16 protein-coding genes are annotated in these 15,972 nt (G+C 68.4%); 8 read left to right on the forward strand and 8 right to left on the reverse strand.

What is annotated here, in order from left to right; translation table 11 throughout:
• Window positions 1–44: 44 nt before the first annotated feature.
• On the forward strand, window positions 45–509 hold the full coding sequence (locus CAL15_RS22345) for an Rrf2 family transcriptional regulator (RefSeq protein ID WP_086080504.1): 465 nt from the start codon (window positions 45–47) through the stop codon (window positions 507–509).
• Between the two features lie 114 nt (window positions 510–623).
• Here the strand turns inward: CAL15_RS22345 and CAL15_RS22350 are convergent, their stop codons facing one another.
• Entirely contained in the window at window positions 624–1,244 is a 621-nt protein-coding gene (locus tag CAL15_RS22350) for a SecDF P1 head subdomain-containing protein (protein WP_086080505.1), read from the reverse strand.
• 413 nt (window positions 1,245–1,657) lie between these two features.
• On the opposite strand from CAL15_RS22350, the gene thiC reads away from it, so the two are divergent.
• Complete coding sequence (thiC, locus tag CAL15_RS22355; RefSeq protein WP_086080506.1) at window positions 1,658–3,571, forward strand: phosphomethylpyrimidine synthase ThiC; 1,914 nt, start codon at window positions 1,658–1,660, stop codon at window positions 3,569–3,571.
• A 561-nt stretch (window positions 3,572–4,132) separates the two neighbouring features.
• Here the strand turns inward: thiC and CAL15_RS22360 are convergent.
• The 6 genes from CAL15_RS22360 to gpmA all read right to left on the reverse strand — a co-directional run bounded on the left by CAL15_RS22360 (window position 4,133) and on the right by gpmA (window position 11,185).
• Entirely contained in the window at window positions 4,133–5,545 is a 1,413-nt protein-coding gene (locus CAL15_RS22360; protein ID WP_086080507.1) for an FAD-binding oxidoreductase, read from the reverse strand.
• Entirely contained in the window at window positions 5,542–6,285 is a 744-nt protein-coding gene (locus CAL15_RS22365) for a FadR/GntR family transcriptional regulator (RefSeq protein ID WP_086080508.1), read from the reverse strand. The genes CAL15_RS22360 and CAL15_RS22365 overlap by 4 nt, the downstream gene beginning before the upstream one ends.
• Window positions 6,286–6,431: 146 nt before the next feature.
• Window positions 6,432–7,193, reverse strand: a complete 762-nt coding sequence (locus tag CAL15_RS22370; RefSeq protein WP_086080509.1) for a HesA/MoeB/ThiF family protein — start codon at window positions 7,191–7,193, stop codon at window positions 6,432–6,434.
• Window positions 7,190–8,671 carry a S41 family peptidase gene (locus tag CAL15_RS22375; RefSeq protein WP_086080510.1) on the reverse strand — a complete coding sequence of 494 codons (1,482 nt, stop codon included), beginning with the start codon at window positions 8,669–8,671 and terminating at the stop codon, window positions 7,190–7,192. The genes CAL15_RS22370 and CAL15_RS22375 overlap by 4 nt, the downstream gene beginning before the upstream one ends.
• 99 nt (window positions 8,672–8,770) lie before the next feature.
• Complete coding sequence (locus tag CAL15_RS22380) at window positions 8,771–10,429, reverse strand: murein hydrolase activator EnvC family protein (RefSeq protein ID WP_086080511.1); 1,659 nt, start codon at window positions 10,427–10,429, stop codon at window positions 8,771–8,773.
• Between the two features lie 3 nt (window positions 10,430–10,432).
• The gene (gene gpmA / locus CAL15_RS22385; RefSeq protein ID WP_086080512.1) at window positions 10,433–11,185 is read right to left on the reverse strand and encodes a 2,3-diphosphoglycerate-dependent phosphoglycerate mutase; all 753 of its coding nucleotides are present in this window, start codon (window positions 11,183–11,185) and stop codon (window positions 10,433–10,435) included.
• 172 nt (window positions 11,186–11,357) lie between these two features.
• Between gpmA and CAL15_RS22390 the strand changes: the two genes are divergently transcribed.
• The 6 genes from CAL15_RS22390 to CAL15_RS22415 all read left to right on the forward strand — a co-directional run bounded on the left by CAL15_RS22390 (window position 11,358) and on the right by CAL15_RS22415 (window position 15,421).
• Window positions 11,358–11,780: a rhodanese-like domain-containing protein gene (locus tag CAL15_RS22390; protein WP_198299103.1), complete on the forward strand. Its 423-nt coding sequence runs from the start codon at window positions 11,358–11,360 to the stop codon at window positions 11,778–11,780.
• Window positions 11,781–11,809: 29 nt separating this feature from the next.
• Window positions 11,810–12,067 carry a glutaredoxin 3 gene (gene grxC, locus CAL15_RS22395; RefSeq protein ID WP_086080513.1) on the forward strand — a complete coding sequence of 86 codons (258 nt, stop codon included), beginning with the start codon at window positions 11,810–11,812 and terminating at the stop codon, window positions 12,065–12,067.
• 42 nt (window positions 12,068–12,109) lie between these two features.
• Window positions 12,110–12,631, forward strand: coding sequence for a protein-export chaperone SecB (gene secB, locus CAL15_RS22400; RefSeq protein WP_086080514.1), 522 nt, complete (start codon window positions 12,110–12,112; stop codon window positions 12,629–12,631).
• Between the two features lie 16 nt (window positions 12,632–12,647).
• On the forward strand, window positions 12,648–13,712 hold the full coding sequence (locus CAL15_RS22405; protein WP_086080515.1) for an NAD(P)H-dependent glycerol-3-phosphate dehydrogenase: 1,065 nt from the start codon (window positions 12,648–12,650) through the stop codon (window positions 13,710–13,712).
• Window positions 13,713–13,774: 62 nt separating this feature from the next.
• The gene (locus CAL15_RS22410) at window positions 13,775–14,767 is read left to right on the forward strand and encodes a Bug family tripartite tricarboxylate transporter substrate binding protein (protein WP_086080516.1); all 993 of its coding nucleotides are present in this window, start codon (window positions 13,775–13,777) and stop codon (window positions 14,765–14,767) included.
• 138 nt (window positions 14,768–14,905) lie between these two features.
• Window positions 14,906–15,421, forward strand: a complete 516-nt coding sequence (locus tag CAL15_RS22415; RefSeq protein ID WP_086080517.1) for a hypothetical protein — start codon at window positions 14,906–14,908, stop codon at window positions 15,419–15,421.
• 7 nt (window positions 15,422–15,428) lie between these two features.
• Here the strand turns inward: CAL15_RS22415 and CAL15_RS22420 are convergent, their stop codons facing one another.
• On the reverse strand, window positions 15,429–15,899 hold the full coding sequence (locus CAL15_RS22420) for a tRNA (cytidine(34)-2'-O)-methyltransferase (protein ID WP_086080518.1): 471 nt from the start codon (window positions 15,897–15,899) through the stop codon (window positions 15,429–15,431).
• Window positions 15,900–15,972 lie beyond the last annotated feature (73 nt).

A 15,972-nucleotide genomic window follows, 5' to 3' on the forward strand; every position in this document is an offset into this window, starting at 1 on the left:
TAATGTTTCGTATTGCCCACTCATCCGTTTCCCCAGGCTTCCTCATGAGAAAAGACAGCCGGCTGTCCCGCATGCTGCACGTGCTGCTGCACATGGCGCGGCGAGACCAGCCGTTCACCTCCGAGCAAATCGCGCAGATGCTCGACACCAATCCGGTGGTGGTCCGCCGCACGATGGCGGGGCTGCGCCAGGCGGGGTACGTACGGTCCGAGAAGGGACACGGCGGCGGGTGGACCATCGCCTGCGACCTGAAGCGGATCACGCTGCTGGACATTCATCGTGCCGTGGGCGGACCGCGCATCTTCGCAATCGGCAACGAGACTGAGAATCCGGAATGCGCGGTGGAACGCGTGGTCAACGCGGCGCTGGACGACGCGCTGCGCCAGGCCGAGGCCCTGTTGCTGCAAAGGCTGGGCACGATCGCGCTGGCCGACCTGGCGGCGGACTTCGATGCGATCTGCCGCGGCAGCGGCCGGGACGCCACGGTCCAACCTCACGAGCATGGTTGAGCGGCCCCGACGACGCGGCGCCCTGCATGGACGATGCAAAAGAAAAAACCGGACAACGAGGTCCGGTTTCTTGATGGCCAGCGCCCGCAATGGCGCGAGGCCTGCCGCAGGCGCTTAGCGTGCCGGCGCGGGCGTCGCCGCGGGGGCGGGCGCGGCGCCGGGACGCGGACTGACGGTGCGTGAGGCAGGCGCAGCACCGCCCGCGGCGGCGTTGTCGCCGCGGATCTGCGCGGCCAGTTCGATGGCGGCCTGGGCCGTCGGCACGCCGAACGCCAATGCGCCGCGGTTCAGCGGCTCGGCGATGCTGGGAGCAGCCACCAGTTCGCGATTCACGACCAGCGCCAGCATGTTGCCCAGGTTCTGGCTGCTGACGTCCGACAGGATGCGCGTGCCGGCTTCGTTGAAGCGCAGGCCGACGAAATGCTGACCCTGCCGGTCCACCACGGCCGCGGCCTCGGTCAGGTATTCACGCGTGAGCACCGGTTGCTGCTGCAGATACAGCGTGCCATCCGGCATGGACACGGCCGTGCGGTTGGGGCCGGGCTGCGAGTAGGCGATGTAGAACTCGACCGGCGAAGCGGTGCGCGGAGCGGACGCGGACGGGGTCGAAGGGGTCGACGGCGCCGGCGTGGCGCTTCCCTGCTTGTCGGATGCGGTCGGCGCAGTCTGGCACCCGGCCAGGGCCAACATGGCCACGGCAAGCACAGGAGCCAGTTTGCGGAGAGTCAGTTGCATGGTGAGTTCCCTTGGAGTTTCGCTAAAGGCGCACCGCTGGTACGGCAACCGCCATTCTACGCATCACGAACAAGCTTGCTTGCCGCGTCGACGCGACGGTGCCCGGTGGGGGCTATGCGCCTTCGGCCGCATAGGCATGAGAAAAAGTTTACAGGCCTCGCAACACCCCCGTCCGTCCAGACTGAATCCAGATGTAATGGACCAATACGAAGCCCGCTTCCAAAACGCCTATACTTCGTCCCACGCAGGGGTACTCGCGGTTCGCGCCGCGTGTTGAGAGAGTCCCTTCGTACCAGTACGGATAATGCCGATGCTGGGAGCGTATTCCTCAAGCCGCCCCTCGCGCTTCGCCGCGCGCGTGCGCGGCCGGAATCCCTCCTGTTCGGCTCCATCACATCACTTTGGAGCTTTCCATGAACGCCAATCCCAGGTTCCTCGCCGCCACCGCCGAGGTGGACGCCGCGGCCGTCGCCCCGCTTCCCAACTCGCGCAAGATCTACCAGACCGGCTCGCGGCCCGACATCCGCGTACCGTTCCGCCAGATCGAGCAGGCCGACACGCCCACCATGTTCGGCGGCGAGAAGAACCCGCCCCTCACCGTGTATGACACCAGCGGGCCCTATACCGATCCCCAAGCTCGCATCGACATCCGCCGCGGGCTGCCGGAACTGCGCCGCGGCTGGATCGAAGAGCGCGGCGACACCGACGTGCTGACCGGCCCCACCAGCGAATACGGCCGCCAGCGCCTGCAGGACCCCGAGTTGACCGCCATGCGCTTCGACCTGCGCCGCCCGCCGCGCCGCGCGCGCGCTGGCGCCAACGTCACGCAGATGCACTATGCGCGCCGCGGCATCGTCACGCCCGAGATGGAATTCGTCTCCATCCGCGAGAACCTGCGCCGCGAGCAGTACATCGAATCGCTGCGCGCGAGCGGCCCCGACGGCGAGAAGCTGGCGCGTCGGCTGCTGCGCCAGCATCCAGGCCAGTCCTTCGGCGCGGCCATGCCCTCGTCGATCACGCCCGAGTTCGTGCGCGACGAAGTGGCCCGCGGCCGCGCCATCATCCCGGCCAACATCAACCATCCCGAGATCGAGCCGATGGCCATCGGCCGCAACTTCCTGGTGAAGATCAATGCCAACATCGGCAACTCTGCCGTCAGCTCGGGAATCGGCGAGGAAGTCGAGAAGATGACGTGGGCCATCCGCTGGGGTGGCGACACGGTGATGGACCTGTCCACCGGCAAGCACATCCACGAGACGCGGGAGTGGATCATCCGCAATTCGCCCGTGCCGATCGGCACGGTGCCCATTTACCAGGCGCTGGAGAAGGTGAACGGCAAGGCGGAGGAACTGACGTGGGAGATCTTCCGCGACACGCTGGTCGAGCAGGCCGAACAGGGCGTGGACTACTTCACCATCCACGCGGGCGTGCGCCTGCCCTTCATTCCGATGACGGCCGACCGCATGACCGGCATCGTCTCGCGCGGCGGCTCCATCATGGCCAAGTGGTGCCTGGCGCATCACAAGGAAAGCTTCCTGTACGAGCGCTTCGAAGAGATCTGCGAGATCATGAAGGCCTATGACGTCAGCTTCTCGCTGGGAGACGGCCTGCGGCCAGGCTCGGCGTACGACGCGAACGACGAGGCCCAGTTCGCCGAACTGAAAACGCTGGGCGAACTGACCCAGGTGGCGTGGAAGCACGACGTACAGGTGATGATCGAAGGTCCGGGCCACGTGCCCATGCAGATGATCAAAGAGAACATGGACCTGCAACTCGAGCACTGTCACGAGGCGCCGTTCTACACGCTGGGCCCGTTGACTACCGACATCGCGCCGGGCTACGACCACATCACCTCGGGCATCGGCGCCGCGCTGATCGGCTGGTACGGCACGGCCATGCTGTGCTACGTCACGCCCAAAGAGCATCTTGGGCTGCCGAACAAGAAGGACGTGAAGGACGGCATCATCACCTACAAGATCGCCGCGCACGCGGCCGACCTGGCCAAGGGCCATCCGGGGGCGTCCATCCGCGACAACGCCCTGTCCAAGGCTCGCTTCGAGTTCCGCTGGGAAGACCAGTTCAACCTGGGCCTGGATCCGGACACCGCGAAGGAGTTCCACGACGAGACCCTGCCGAAGGACTCGATGAAGGTCGCGCACTTCTGCTCGATGTGCGGACCGCACTTCTGCAGCATGAAGATCACCCAGGACGTGCGCGACTATGCGGCCTCGCAAGGCGTCAGCGACAAGGACGCGCTGAGCAGGGGCATGCAGGAGAAGGCGGTGGAGTTCGTGAAGAAGGGAGCGGAGATCTACCACCAGGCTTGATGGTCCCGTGGTTCTCGGCGGCGGCGGCTCTCGTTCTTGAGGCACCGCATGCGTTCTTCGGATGGCGCATGTGTCGATGCAATGTCGCACATGGGTTCTTGAGACGCCGCATGTGCCGATGCAATGTCGCACATGGGTTCTTGAGACGCCGCGGCCGTACCTGCGAAGTCCCGTCCTCGCGCTGGCCGCGCTGCGGGCGCGACTTCTCCGGCACGGCCGCGGCTCACGACAACGTCATTTGCGGCATTGCTTCACACATGGTCGGCACTCGGAGCCTAACGAGTTCCGGTCGGTTGCACGGGCCGTGCAGTCATGCAGACGCTTGCTCCGGCCGCTGCCCGCGCACATCCGCATCGCGCTCATGCGCAATTGACTCTTGCCACTCTTGCGGCCTCGGCATCGGCTAATGCGAAGTTGCGGCGTTGGCATCGCGTTGTCGTGAGCCTGGGACATGGCGGAGGACTCTCGCACGGAGCGCGGACAGCGCGAGTACGAGAGTCCGCAGTCATGGCCCAGGCGCCTGAAGAACACAGATACCGGCACGGGCACTGGCACTGACAACTACAGCAGCTTGCCCGGATTCATGATGCCCGCGGGATCCAGCACGCGCTTGATGTCGCGCATCAGGCGCAGTTCCAGCGGATCCTTGCTGTGCAGGAAGTGGTCGCGCTTCAGCTGGCCGATGCCGTGCTCGGCGCTGATACTGCCGCCATAGCGGTTCACCTCGTCCAGCACGGCGTCGGTGATGGCGGCGCCTTCTTTCGCGGCCCAGTCGGTGGCGGCTCCGGCCGGACGCGACAGGTTGTAGTGCAGGTTGCCGTCGCCGAAATGGCCGAAGATGAAGGGGCGCACGTCGGGGCACACCGCGCGCACGCGCGCCTCGGCCGACACCATGAACTCGGGGATGCGTTCGATGGGCAGCGACACGTCGTGCTTCAGGTGCGGGCCGTCGGCGCGCTGCGCCTCGGAAATCTCTTCGCGCAGCTTCCACAATGCCTGCACCTGCGCCAGCGAGGCCGACACCGCGGCGTCCAGGCACAGCTCGCGTTCCAGCGCGTTGCCGATCACCTGCTCGACCAGCGCATTCAGCGCGGCCTCGTCCACGCTGTCGGCCAGCTCCACCAGCACGTAGCCCGGATAGCGCTGCGCGAACGGCTCCTGCACGCCCTGCGCGTGGCGCAGTACGAGGTCGACGCAATCGCCGGTGAAGAACTCGAAGGCCTGCAGGCGCGCGCCGCATTGTTCGTACAGCAGTTCGAACAGCTGCAAGGCTTGCGCCGGCGATTGCACGGCAGCAAGCACCACGCTGCGCGTGTCGGCACGCGGGAACAGCCGCAGCGCAACGGCAGTGATGACGCCCAGCGTACCTTCCGATCCGATCAGCAGCTGCTTCAGGTCATAGCCGGTGTTGTCCTTGCGCAGCGTGCGCAGGCCATGGAAGACCTCGCCGGCGGGCAGCACGGCTTCCAGCCCCAGCACCAGTTCGCGCGCCATGCCATAGCGCACCACGTTGACGCCGCCGGCATTGGTGGCGACGTTGCCGCCGATCTGGCTGGAGTCTTCGGCGGCCAGGCTGAGCGGCAGCAGGCGGCCCGCCTCGTGCGCCGCGCGTCGCAGATTGCCCAGGATGCAGCCGGCCTCGGCCACCAGCGTGTTGGCCACGGTGTCGATGCCGCGGATGGCCTGCATGCGATCCAGGCTGAGCACCACGTTGGACGGACGTCCATCGGGCGTGGCGCCGCCGCACAGGCCGGTATTGCCGCCGCGCGGCACCACCGGCACGGCTTCCTGCTGGCACAGCGCCAGGCACTTCGCGACTTCATCGGTGCTGCGCGGCCGCACCACGGCCTGGGCCTGGCCGCGATACAGCCCGCGCCAGTCGGCCAGCCACGGGGCGATGTCCTGCTCGGCGGTGGCGACCACTTCAGGCCCAAGGGCCTCTACCAGGCGTTGCGAAAAAGCTTGCGTGCTCATGATGCGAGTCCGTGTTCGGAAGAAAGAGAAGAATCGGCGAACGCCAACCCGAGTTCGAGCCGGCCCGCGGCGGCGCGCAGGTGCGAGACGGCCGCGGCACGCGCGGCCTCGGCTTCGCCGCGCGCGATGGCGTCGAACAGGGCCACGTGTTCTCGATGCACCCGCGCCGGCAACCCCGCGTGGCGCAGGCTGTTCACGCGCGCGGTGCGCACGGCCTGGCGCAGCTGCAGACTGAGATACTGCAACAGGCGTTGATAGCTGGGGTTGTGCGTGGCGACGGCCACGGCGCTGTGAAAAGCCACGTCGTGCTCTACGCCGGAATCGGGATCGGGATCGTCCAGGCAGTCACGCAGGCCGTCCAGCGCCGCTTGCATCGCGATCAGGTCGTCCCGCGTACGCCGCCGTGCAGCCAGCGCCGCGGCCCCGCCCTCCAGCTCCATGCGCAGCTCATACACGTGCGCCAGCTGCACGCGATCCGCCTCGAGCAATGCCGGCACCTGGAAGCCCGCGCTGCCGGTGCGCGCCAGCACCACGCAGCCCGAACCCTGCCGGCTGCGCACCAGGCCCTGCGACCGCAGGCGCTCGGTGGCTTCGCGGATGACGGCGGCGCTGACCCCGTACTGGCGCGCCAGGTCCTTGCCGGCAGGCAGCTTGGCGCCCACGGCGTAGGTGCCGCGGGCGATTTCGGCGGCCAATTGGCCGGCGACCTGCTCGGTAAGGGTGGAGGGGCGTAGAGACATCCCGCGATTATAGGCGGGTTGTCAGGTTATATGAAAACTTCGGGCGAACAAATGGTCTGGAAAACCTGCGCGCCCGAGCATGCGTCACGACAGGCGCTGGAAAGACAAGGAGCGTCGTCCGGCGCGGCCTGGAATGCGCACCGCCCTCAGCCTGCGTTTTCGCGATGCCCGCACACCGGGCACTCCGGATCGCGGCGCACATTCACGGAATGCCATTGCATGTCGCGCAGCTCAAGCTGCAGCAGACGCCCCGACAGGCTCTGCCCCACGCCGGCCAGCAGCTTCAGCGCCTCGGCCGCCTGCATGCTGCCGATGATGCCCACCAGCGGCGCGAACACGCCAGTGGTGGCGCAACTGAGCTCGTCGACGTCGTCGGCCTCGGGAAACAGGCAGTGATAACAGGGCGCGCGGTCGTCGCGCAGATCGTAGACGCTGACCTGCCCGTTGAAGCGGATGGCCGCGCCGGACACCAGCGGCTTGCGGTGATGCACGCACGCGCGGTTGATGGCGTGGCGCGTGGCGAAGTTGTCGGTGCAGTCGAGCACCACGTCGGCCGTGGCCACGGCATCGGACAGCGCGGCGCCATCCAGCCGCTGCACGCGTGCGTCGACGCGGGTTTCGGGATTGAAGGCCGCCAGCATGTCGCGGCCGGACTCGGCCTTGGGACGGCCGACGCTGGCCGTGGTGTGCAGGATCTGCCGCTGCAGATTGCTCAGTTCGACATCGTCGTCGTCGGCCAGCACGATGTGGCCGACTCCTGCCGTTGCGAGGTACAGGGCGGCGGGGGAGCCCAGGCCGCCCGCCCCCACGATCAGCGCGCGGGCGGCCAGGAATTTCTCCTGGCCCTCGATGCCCACCTCGTCCAGGAGGATATGGCGGGCATACCGCAGCAGCTGCTGGTCGTTCATTTGGACTGCGAGGGCTCGACTCCGGAGGGAGTGATCTTCATGCGCTGCGCCTCGCTGCCGGCCGGTTTGGCGGGCGCGGCCTTGCCTTCCGCCTTGGCATCGGCCTTCACGTCAGCCTTGGCCTGGCGCTGGGCGCCCTTGTCCACGGCGCGGCCCGCAAGCAGGTTCTGCGCCTGCTGCAGCTGGAAGTCGTCCTTGCCGCCGAACTCGAAGATCTTCGCCACGGGCTCGTTGACGCCCTCGAACGGCGCGGACTTGATCTCGTTGGCATCCTGCTGGTTGGACAGGTGGCGCTGCAGGTCGGCTTCGCGCGGCAGGCGGAACAGATCGCCCTGCGCCGTATCGGCCACGATGTAGTCGGGCACGATGCCGGTAGCCTGGATCGAGCGGCCGTTGGGCGTGAAATAGCGCGAGGTGGTGAGCTTGACGGCCGTGTCCTGCGACAGCGGCAGGATGACCTGCACCGAGCCCTTGCCGAACGTGCGGTTGCCCAGCAGCTTGGCGCGCTTGTGGTCTTGCAGGGCGCCGGCCACGATTTCGGAAGCCGAGGCCGAACCCACGTTGACCAGCACCACCATCGGCACCGTCTTCACCCAAGCCGGCAGGCCGGACAGGTAGTTGCCTTCGCCGCGCGCGAACTCGCTGGGCACCGCCATGTACTTGTGACGCGAATCGGGCGTGCGGCCGTCGGTGGATACGATCAGCGAATCCGGCGGCAGGAAGGCGCCCGCCACGCCGATGGCGGAAGTCAGCAGGCCGCCCGGGTCGTTGCGCAGGTCGAGCACCAGGGCCTTGGGCGCGCCCTTGGCGCCCAGTTCGCGCAGCTGGCGCGCCATGTCGGGACCGGTCTTTTCCTGGAACTGCGCGATGCGCAGGTAGGCCGTGCCGTCGTCGAGCATCTTGCTGCGCACGCTGCGCACCTTGATGATGTCGCGCACGATCTTGACCACGATGGGCTGCGCCTGGTCGGCGCGCATGATGGTCAGCGTGATGGGCGACTTGGGCGCGCCGCGCATGAGCTTGACGGCATCGTTCAGCGACATGCCCTTGGTGGGCGTGTCGTCGATCTTGATGATGAGGTCGCCGGCGAGGATGCCGGCACGCGCAGCAGGCGTGTCTTCGATAGGCGAGATCACCTTGACGAAGCCGTCCTCGGCGCCGACCTCGATGCCCAGGCCGCCGAACTCGCCCTGCGTGCTGGTCTGCATGTCGCGGAACGCGTCGGCATCCAGATACGCCGAGTGCGGGTCGAGATTCGACACCATGCCCGAGATGGCGTTCTGGATCAGCGTCTTGTCGTCGACGGGTTCGACGTAGTTGTCCTTGATCGCCGCAAAGACGTTGCTCAGTTGCCGAAGCTCGTCCAGGGGCAGCGGGCTGCCGCGCTGCGCCACGGCCGTGACGCCGGCGCTGAGCAGAATGCCCGCCACCGCACCGATGGCAACCAGACCGAAACCGCGATACTTGCGAGTGCTCATGCACACTTCCTGAATTTGACGCCCCCTGGGCGGGCCCGCCAGGGAATTCGAGGGGGCAACCATGCTGTCAAAATACTACAGCGGTGCTACGGCGCGGCGCTACAGGGCCAACCATTGGGCGGGATCCACCGGAGCGCCACGATGGCGAATTTCAAAGTATAGGCCCGATTCCACTTGGCCGCCGGTGGCGCCGACCGTGGCGATGGTGTCGCCGGCAGCGACGGCGTCGCCGACGCGCTTGAGCAGGCTCTGGTTGTAGGCATACACGGACATGTATTGCTGGCCGTGGTCGACAATGATGAGATTGCCGAAACCGCGCAGCCATTCGGCGTACACCACCCGGCCGGGTGCCACCGCCTTGACGGGCGTGCCTTCGGCCGCGCGCAGCACGATGCCGCGCCAGACGCCGCCGTCGGGGCGATCCACGCCAAAGCGGCCCTGCGTGGCGCCGCGAACGGGCGGAGGCAGGCCGCGGCGCAGCCCGTTGCCGACGCCCGCCGCCGAGCGTGCCGATGCCTCGCGCTCGGGACGTTCGGTGCGTTCGGCCCGTTCCGAGGACTCGCGTTCGGGCCGGGCCGCCGTCTGCCCCTCGGGCGCCTGCGCCGCAGCCGGGCGGTCGGACGGCCGGTCGTTCTCGACCAAGCGCGCATGTCCCTGGCCTTCCAGAGGCCGCAGCCCGGCGCTGTCGGGATCGACCAGCGCGTTCTGGGACTGCTGCGCCTTCCGGGCGGCCGCCTCGGCCTGCTCGCGCACGCGAGCCGCTTCAGCGGCGGCTTCCGCCCGCGCCTCTTCGGCCTTGCGGCGCTCGGCGTCGGTGCGCGCCTGGCGCACGGCTTCGGCCTGGCGCGCCGCTTCCTTGCGCGCCTCTTCCTCCTTGCGCGCCAGTTCCGCGCGCCGGGCTTCCTCGGCCTTGCGGGCCAGCTCGGCCTTGCGGGCGGCCTCCTTGCGGGCTTCTTCCGCCTTGCGCTCGGCCTCTGCCCGGCGGCGCGCCTCCTCGGCGGCCTGGCGCTCGATGGCGACTTCGAGGTCGCCGATCAGGCGCGACAGTCGCTGGTCGTCGCGGCCCAGCTTGCCGGCCTCGGCCCGCTGCGCGGCGATCTGCCCTTCGAGCTGGGCGACCAGGGTGGCCCGCTCTTTCTGCTGTGCGACCAGCTCGGCCTTCTGCTTCGCGGTCTCGTCGACCACATTGGCGATTTCGGTGCGGCGCGCATCGGTGGCGGCCTGCAGGGCCGCCAGCCGGTCGATCTCGGTGCGCAGCTCGGCCACGCTACGGGCGCGGGCCCGCGACACGTAATCCAGGTAGCCCAGATTGCGGCCCAGCTGCTGCGGATCGTCGCCGGACAGCAGCGCCGTCCAGGGCGACAACCCGCTGGCGTACTGGGCGCGCAGTTGCTCGGACAACTCGGCGCGCCGCTGCTCCAGCACCTTGCGCTGCGCGGCCATCTGCTTTTCCAGGCTGGCCAGTTCGATCTCGGCCCGGTGCTGCGCCTGGGCAAGGTCGCGCAGGCGCAGGTTGATGCGCGAGATGGCGGACTCGGAGGCCTTCAGCGCATCGGCCGCCTCTTTGCGGGCGGCCTCTCGGGCGTCGATCTCTTTCTGCAGCGAGTCGATGCGCTCGCGCAGGGCGGCCTGTTCGCGCTCGGCCTCGGACTGCCGGCCGGCAAGGTCCGCGGCAGCGCCCGGCCCGGCCGCAGCCAGGCCCAATGCCAGTACCGCCGCGCGCCGCGCCCACCGCGGCCCCACCCGCGCACGCTGCATCGCTCAGTCCTTCTTGGCCTTGCCTTGCGCCGCCACGGCGGCCATCGCGGCTTCGATCTCCGCCGGATCGCCCAGGTAGTAATGGCGGATCGGCTTGAGGTCGTCGTCCAGTTCGTAGACCAGCGGCTGGCCCGTCGGGATGTTCAGGCCGACGATGTCGTCATCGGACACGCCATCCAGATACTTGATCAGGGCGCGCAGGCTGTTGCCGTGCGCGGCGACCAGCACGCGACGGCCGGCGCGGATGGCCGGGGCGATCGACTCGTTCCAGAACGGCAGCACGCGCGCCACGGTGTCCTGCAGGCATTCGGTGGCGGGCAGCTGTTCGGCGGGCACGCGGGCATAGCGTTCGTCGAAGCGGGGATGACGCGGGTCGTCCAGGCCCAGGGGATCGGGCGCGATGGCGTAGGCGCGGCGCCAGATCAGGACCTGCTCGTCGCCGTACTGGGCAGCGGTCTCGGCCTTGTTCAGGCCCTGCAGGGCGCCGTAGTGGCGCTCGTTCAGGCGCCAGCTGATGCCTACCGGCGTGTACATGGCGTCCATGGCATCCAGCGCGATCCACAGCGTACGGATGGCGCGCTTGAGCACCGAGGTGTAGGCCAGGTCGAACGCATAGCCTTCGCGCTTGAGCAGTTCGCCTGCCTTGCGGGCCTGTTCGCGGCCGGTTTCGGTCAGGTCGACGTCGGTCCAGCCGGTGAAGCGGTTCTCGAGGTTCCACTGGCTTTCGCCGTGGCGCATCAGTACGAGTTTGTGCATGGTAGAAGCCGCGGTGCCCGCGGAAGAAGTGGAAAATCGGTGAATGATGCGCTCATTTTATAATTGAGCGATTTTGCCTCGGCTTTACGCCCGCCGCGCGGCCCGCGCGCCGGTCCCAGCCGCCTCCGGCGCCCCGCGCCTTTCCGGACCAAGCCGTACTTCAGGATACCTCGTGGATCTTCTGCAATTTCTGCTCGACAAGAACAACATCTTCATCGTGGCCGTGGCCGTGGTGTCGGCCGTCATGCTGGCCCTGCCGGCCCTGCGCAAGGGCCGTGCCGGCCAGGGCCTCAGCACCAACGAGGCCATCCAGATGGTCAACCAGCGCCAGGCCGTGTGGGTCGACGTGCGCCCCGCCGAGCAGTTCCAGGCCGGACACATCGCCCAGGCACGCAGCTTGCCGGCAGCGGATGTCGAACAGAAGGCCGCAAGCCTGCCCAAGAACAAGCCGCTCATCCTCGTCTGCGAGAACGGCCGCGACGCGCCGCGCATCGCCTCGCGCCTGAAGGCTCAGGGCGTGGCCGAGGTGTCGGTGCTCGAAGGCGGCATGCGCGCCTGGTTCGCGGCCGGCCTGCCGGTTACGCAGAAGGGCTGAGACGCCCTTTCCATCACGCTGGAGAGTCTATGAACAAAGTTGTCATGTACAGCAAGGATTATTGCCCCTACTGCGCGCGCGCCCTGGCGCTGCTGAAGCAGCGGGGCGTCACCGATCCCGAGATCATCCGCATCGACCAGGACCCCGCCCAGCGCGAAGCGATGATCGCCCGCACCGGGCGGCGTACGGTTCCCCAGATCTACATCGGGGACACGCACGTCGGCGGCTGCGACGACCTGCAGGCGCTGGACCGCGCCGGCGGTCTGTTGCCGCTGCTCAACGGCTGACGCGCAAGACTTTTCACCCGACCCACCAACTGGAATTTCCCCATGGCCGACCAGGACCAAAACAACCAGCAAGCAGGCGCTCCTTCGTTCAACATGCAGCGCGTCTATCTGAAGGACCTCTCGCTGGAAATGCCCAACGCCCCGCACGTGTTCCTGGAGCAGGAGACGCCGCAGGTCGAAGTGAGCATCAACGTCGGTGGACAGCGCCTGGCCGAGACCGTCTTCGAATCGACCGTCACGGCCACCGTCACCACCCGCATCAACGACAAGGTCCTGTACCTGGTCGAGGGCACCCAGGCCGGCATCTTCGAACTGGCCAACATCCCCGTCGAGCAGATGGACCCGCTGCTGGGCATCGTATGCCCCACCATGCTGTATCCCTACCTGCGCGCCAACATCGCCGACGCCATCACGCGCACCTCGCTGCCCGCGCTGCACCTGGCCGAGGTGAACTTCCAGGCCCTGTACGAACAGCGCATCGCCGAGCTGCAGCAGCAACAGTCGTCCGCCTCCAACGGCAACGACTCGGGCATCATCCTGCCCCCGGGCGCCACGCGCCAGTAAGCGCAGCGCGCGCGCCATGACTCCGCCGCTCTCCGCCGCATTGCGCGTCGCCGTGCTCGGGGCCGGCAGCTGGGGCACGGCGCTGGCCGCCGCCGCCGCGCGCCGCCATCCCACTCTGCTTTGGGCGCGCGACGCAGCGCGCGCCGCGACCATGGCGCGCGAAAGCGAGAACGCGCGCTACCTCCCCGGCGTCCCGCTGCCCGCGGCGCTGCAATACAGCGCCGATACCGACGAGGCGCTGTCGTTCCTCGCGTCGGGGCCGGGCCAGCGCCTCATCATCCTGGGCGTGCCGGTCGCGGGGCTCGACGCCATGTGCCGCGACCTGGCCGAGCGCCTGGTTCGCCATGGCCTGGGCGACGTGCCGGTGGTCTGGACCTGCAAGGGTTTCGAGGAAGACACCGGACGCCTGCCTCACGAGGTTGCCCAGCAGGCGATGGCCGCGCTGCCCGGCTGGCGGGGCGGCGTACTGTCGGGGCCGTCTTTCGCGCGCGAAGTCGCGCAAGGACTGCCCGTGGCGCTCACCATCGCCAGCACTGATCAGTCCGTCTGCGACACAACGATCGCCGCCCTGCATGGCGGCGCCATGCGCGTCTACGCCAGTACCGACGTGGTCGGCGTGGAAGTCGGCGGAGCACTGAAGAACGTCATCGCCGTGGCCTGCGGCGTGGCCGACGGCCTGGCATTGGGCACCAACGCGCGGGCCGCGCTCATCACGCGGGGCCTCGCCGAGATCACGCGCTTCGGCGTGGCGCTGGGCGCCCAGGCCGAGACCTTCGCCGGCCTCACCGGCCTGGGCGACCTGGTGCTCACGGCCACCGGCGAGCTGTCGCGCAACCGGCGCGTCGGGCTCGAGATCGGCGCGGGCCGCCAGCTGGCCGACATCCTGGCCAGCGGCATCACCGCCGAAGGCGTGCGCTGCGCGCGCGCGGTGCTGCAGCGGGCCCGCACGCTCGACGTAGAGCTGCCCATCACCGAGGCCGTGTGCGCCGTGCTGTTCGACGGCGTGGCGCCCATGACCGCCGTCTCGGCGCTGCTGGCGCGCGAGGCGCGCTACGAGCACGCGGCGGCCGACGCCGGCTGAGCACGCTCGCCCGCATTACCCATACACCACAAAGAAAGACACTGTCGCCAAAGGAGCCCATCATGTCCCACGCCCCGCGCGCCGGCCGCCTGCTGCGCCGCGCCTGCCTCAGCCTGCTTGCCGCCGTCGTGCTGCCCGCCGCCGCGCATGCCGAATGGCCCGAGCGTCCCATCCACCTGGTGGTGCCCTTCCCGCCAGGCTCGTCGCCCGACCTGCTGGCGCGCACCATCGCCGAGCCGCTGGGCCAGGCACTGGGCCAGTCCATCGTGGTGGACAACAAGCCCGGCGCCGGCGGCAACATCGGCACGCGTCTGGTGGCGCAGTCCAAGCCCGACGGCTATACGCTGGTCTACACGATCAACGGTCCGCTTGTCACCGCGCCCACGCTGTACAAGAAGACGCTGGGCTACGACCCGCTGAAAGACCTGGCGCCCGTCACGCTGGTGGCCACCAGCCCCAATGTGCTCACGGTGCCGGCGAACCTGCCGGCCAACGACGTGCAGGACTTCGTCAAGCTGGCGCGCGACAAGGCCGGCGCCTTGAACTATGGCTCTGTCGGTCCCGGCAGCTCCGCACACCTGGCGATGGAGATGTTCAAGTACGAAGCCAAGGCGGACCTGGCGCAGATTCCCTACCCGGGCTTTCCGCAGGTGATCACCGCCATCATCGGCGGCGACGTGCAGGCCGGCTTCATGGTGCCGGCCATCGCCATGCCGCAGGTGCGCAGCGGCAAGGTGAAGGCGCTGGCCATCACCAGTCTCGAGCCCAGCGCCGAACTGCCCGGCATTCCCACCATGGCGCAGCAAGGTTTTCCGGGGTTCGAGGCCATCTCGTGGAACGCCATCCTGGCGCCGGCCGGCACTCCCGCGCCGGTCATCGAACGCCTGAACCGCGAACTGGCCACGATCATCGGCAGCGACGCCGTGCGCAAGCAGCTGGCGCTGCAGTACTTCACGCCGGCGCCGTCCACGCCCGAAGCGCTGACGCACCGCATCCGCAGCGAGAAGGCACGCTGGGACGCCGTGATCGAGCGGCTGAAGCTGTCGCTCGACTAGTCGGCCGGGGAACCACCGCCCGCGCCAGGATGTCGTATTCATGCCCCGACATGCGCGCGACATCCCTGTCGGGCTACATTATTCCCAGCCGACCCCGAATGCGCTTCGCGCCGCCCGAGCCGGCCCAGGAGCCTTGAAATGAACACCTCTACCCTGCGTATCGCCGGCGCGGCACTGGCGATCACGCTTGCCTCGTTCAGCAGCACCGCCTCGGCCTGGGGCTACTATCGCGGTCACGGCTATCGCGGCTACAGCGGCTGGGTGGTCGGCGGCGCGGTGGGCGTGGCCACGGGCGGTACTTACCTGGCGTTCAGCACGCGTCCCGCGTATCCGTACTACTACTATCCGGCGCCCGTGTATGTAAGCCCGCCACCGGTGTACGTGGCGCCGCCCGTGGTGTATGCCGCGCCTCCCGTGCAGTACGTCGCGCCGCCGCCCCGGCAGGTGGCCTCGGTGGACGTCATCGCGTATCCCGCACAGAACCAGAGTCCGTCGCAGCAGGCGCGCGATCGCGGCGAATGCGAACGTTGGGCGGCCAACCAGAGCGGCTTCGACCCTGCCCAGGCCTCGCGATGGACCACGGGCGCGCAGACCGATTCGTACACGCGCGCGATCGGCGCATGCCTGAAGGGCCGCGGCTACAGCATCAACTGAGGCCGGTCTAGACGGCGCCTGCGTAGCCCTGCTGGCGCCAGGCCTCGAACACCGTGACGGCCACGGCGTTGGACAGGTTCAGGCTGCGCTGGCCCGGCCGCATGGGCAGCCGCAACCGCTGCGGCTCGTCGAACATGGCCAGGTGCTGCTCGGACAGGCCGGCGGTTTCCCGGCCGAACACGAACACGTCTCCGGGTTGGAAAGCGGTCTGCGCGACGCTGGCCTCGGCACGGGTGGTCAACGCGTAGATGCGTTCCCGCGACGCGCCCGTCGCCTGCAAGGCCTGATGAAGCGTGTCGTGTACCTGCATCGGCTGCCATTCGTGGTAGTCGAGGCCCGCGCGGCGCAGGCGCGCGTCATCCAGGTCGAAGCCCAGCGGCCGCACCAGGTGCAATTGCGAGCCGGTGTTGGCGCACAGGCGGATGACGTTGCCGGTGTTGGGCGGAATTTCGGGGCAGACGAGAACGACGTGGAACATGGGCGCAAGACCGCGCGGCGTAAAGGCGCCGCGCGCACAGGCGCTATTGTGCCAGCAGCCGTCTTCCCACCGT

This window comes from Bordetella genomosp. 13, from assembly GCF_002119665.1.
In the GTDB taxonomy this organism is placed as follows: Bacteria; Pseudomonadota; Gammaproteobacteria; order Burkholderiales; family Burkholderiaceae_B; genus Bordetella.

Bases quoted from the DNA above. Each gene is read 5' to 3' on its own strand.
- CAL15_RS22375 (WP_086080510.1), bottom strand. From the start codon at position 8,671: ATGAGCACTCGCAAGTATCGCGGTTTCGGTCTGGTTGCCATCGGTGCG.
- CAL15_RS22345 (WP_086080504.1), top strand. From the start codon at position 45: ATGAGAAAAGACAGCCGGCTGTCCCGCATGCTGCACGTGCTGCTGCAC.
- CAL15_RS22420 (WP_086080518.1), bottom strand. From the start codon at position 15,899: ATGTTCCACGTCGTTCTCGTCTGCCCCGAAATTCCGCCCAACACCGGC.
- thiC (WP_086080506.1), top strand. From the start codon at position 1,658: ATGAACGCCAATCCCAGGTTCCTCGCCGCCACCGCCGAGGTGGACGCC.
- CAL15_RS22405 (WP_086080515.1), top strand. From the start codon at position 12,648: ATGACTCCGCCGCTCTCCGCCGCATTGCGCGTCGCCGTGCTCGGGGCC.
- secB (WP_086080514.1), top strand. From the start codon at position 12,110: ATGGCCGACCAGGACCAAAACAACCAGCAAGCAGGCGCTCCTTCGTTC.
- CAL15_RS22370 (WP_086080509.1), bottom strand. From the start codon at position 7,193: ATGAACGACCAGCAGCTGCTGCGGTATGCCCGCCATATCCTCCTGGAC.
- CAL15_RS22360 (WP_086080507.1), bottom strand. From the start codon at position 5,545: ATGAGCACGCAAGCTTTTTCGCAACGCCTGGTAGAGGCCCTTGGGCCT.
- CAL15_RS22415 (WP_086080517.1), top strand. From the start codon at position 14,906: ATGAACACCTCTACCCTGCGTATCGCCGGCGCGGCACTGGCGATCACG.
- CAL15_RS22380 (WP_086080511.1), bottom strand. From the start codon at position 10,429: ATGCAGCGTGCGCGGGTGGGGCCGCGGTGGGCGCGGCGCGCGGCGGTA.
- grxC (WP_086080513.1), top strand. From the start codon at position 11,810: ATGAACAAAGTTGTCATGTACAGCAAGGATTATTGCCCCTACTGCGCG.
- CAL15_RS22365 (WP_086080508.1), bottom strand. From the start codon at position 6,285: ATGTCTCTACGCCCCTCCACCCTTACCGAGCAGGTCGCCGGCCAATTG.
- gpmA (WP_086080512.1), bottom strand. From the start codon at position 11,185: ATGCACAAACTCGTACTGATGCGCCACGGCGAAAGCCAGTGGAACCTC.
- CAL15_RS22350 (WP_086080505.1), bottom strand. From the start codon at position 1,244: ATGCAACTGACTCTCCGCAAACTGGCTCCTGTGCTTGCCGTGGCCATG.
- CAL15_RS22410 (WP_086080516.1), top strand. From the start codon at position 13,775: ATGTCCCACGCCCCGCGCGCCGGCCGCCTGCTGCGCCGCGCCTGCCTC.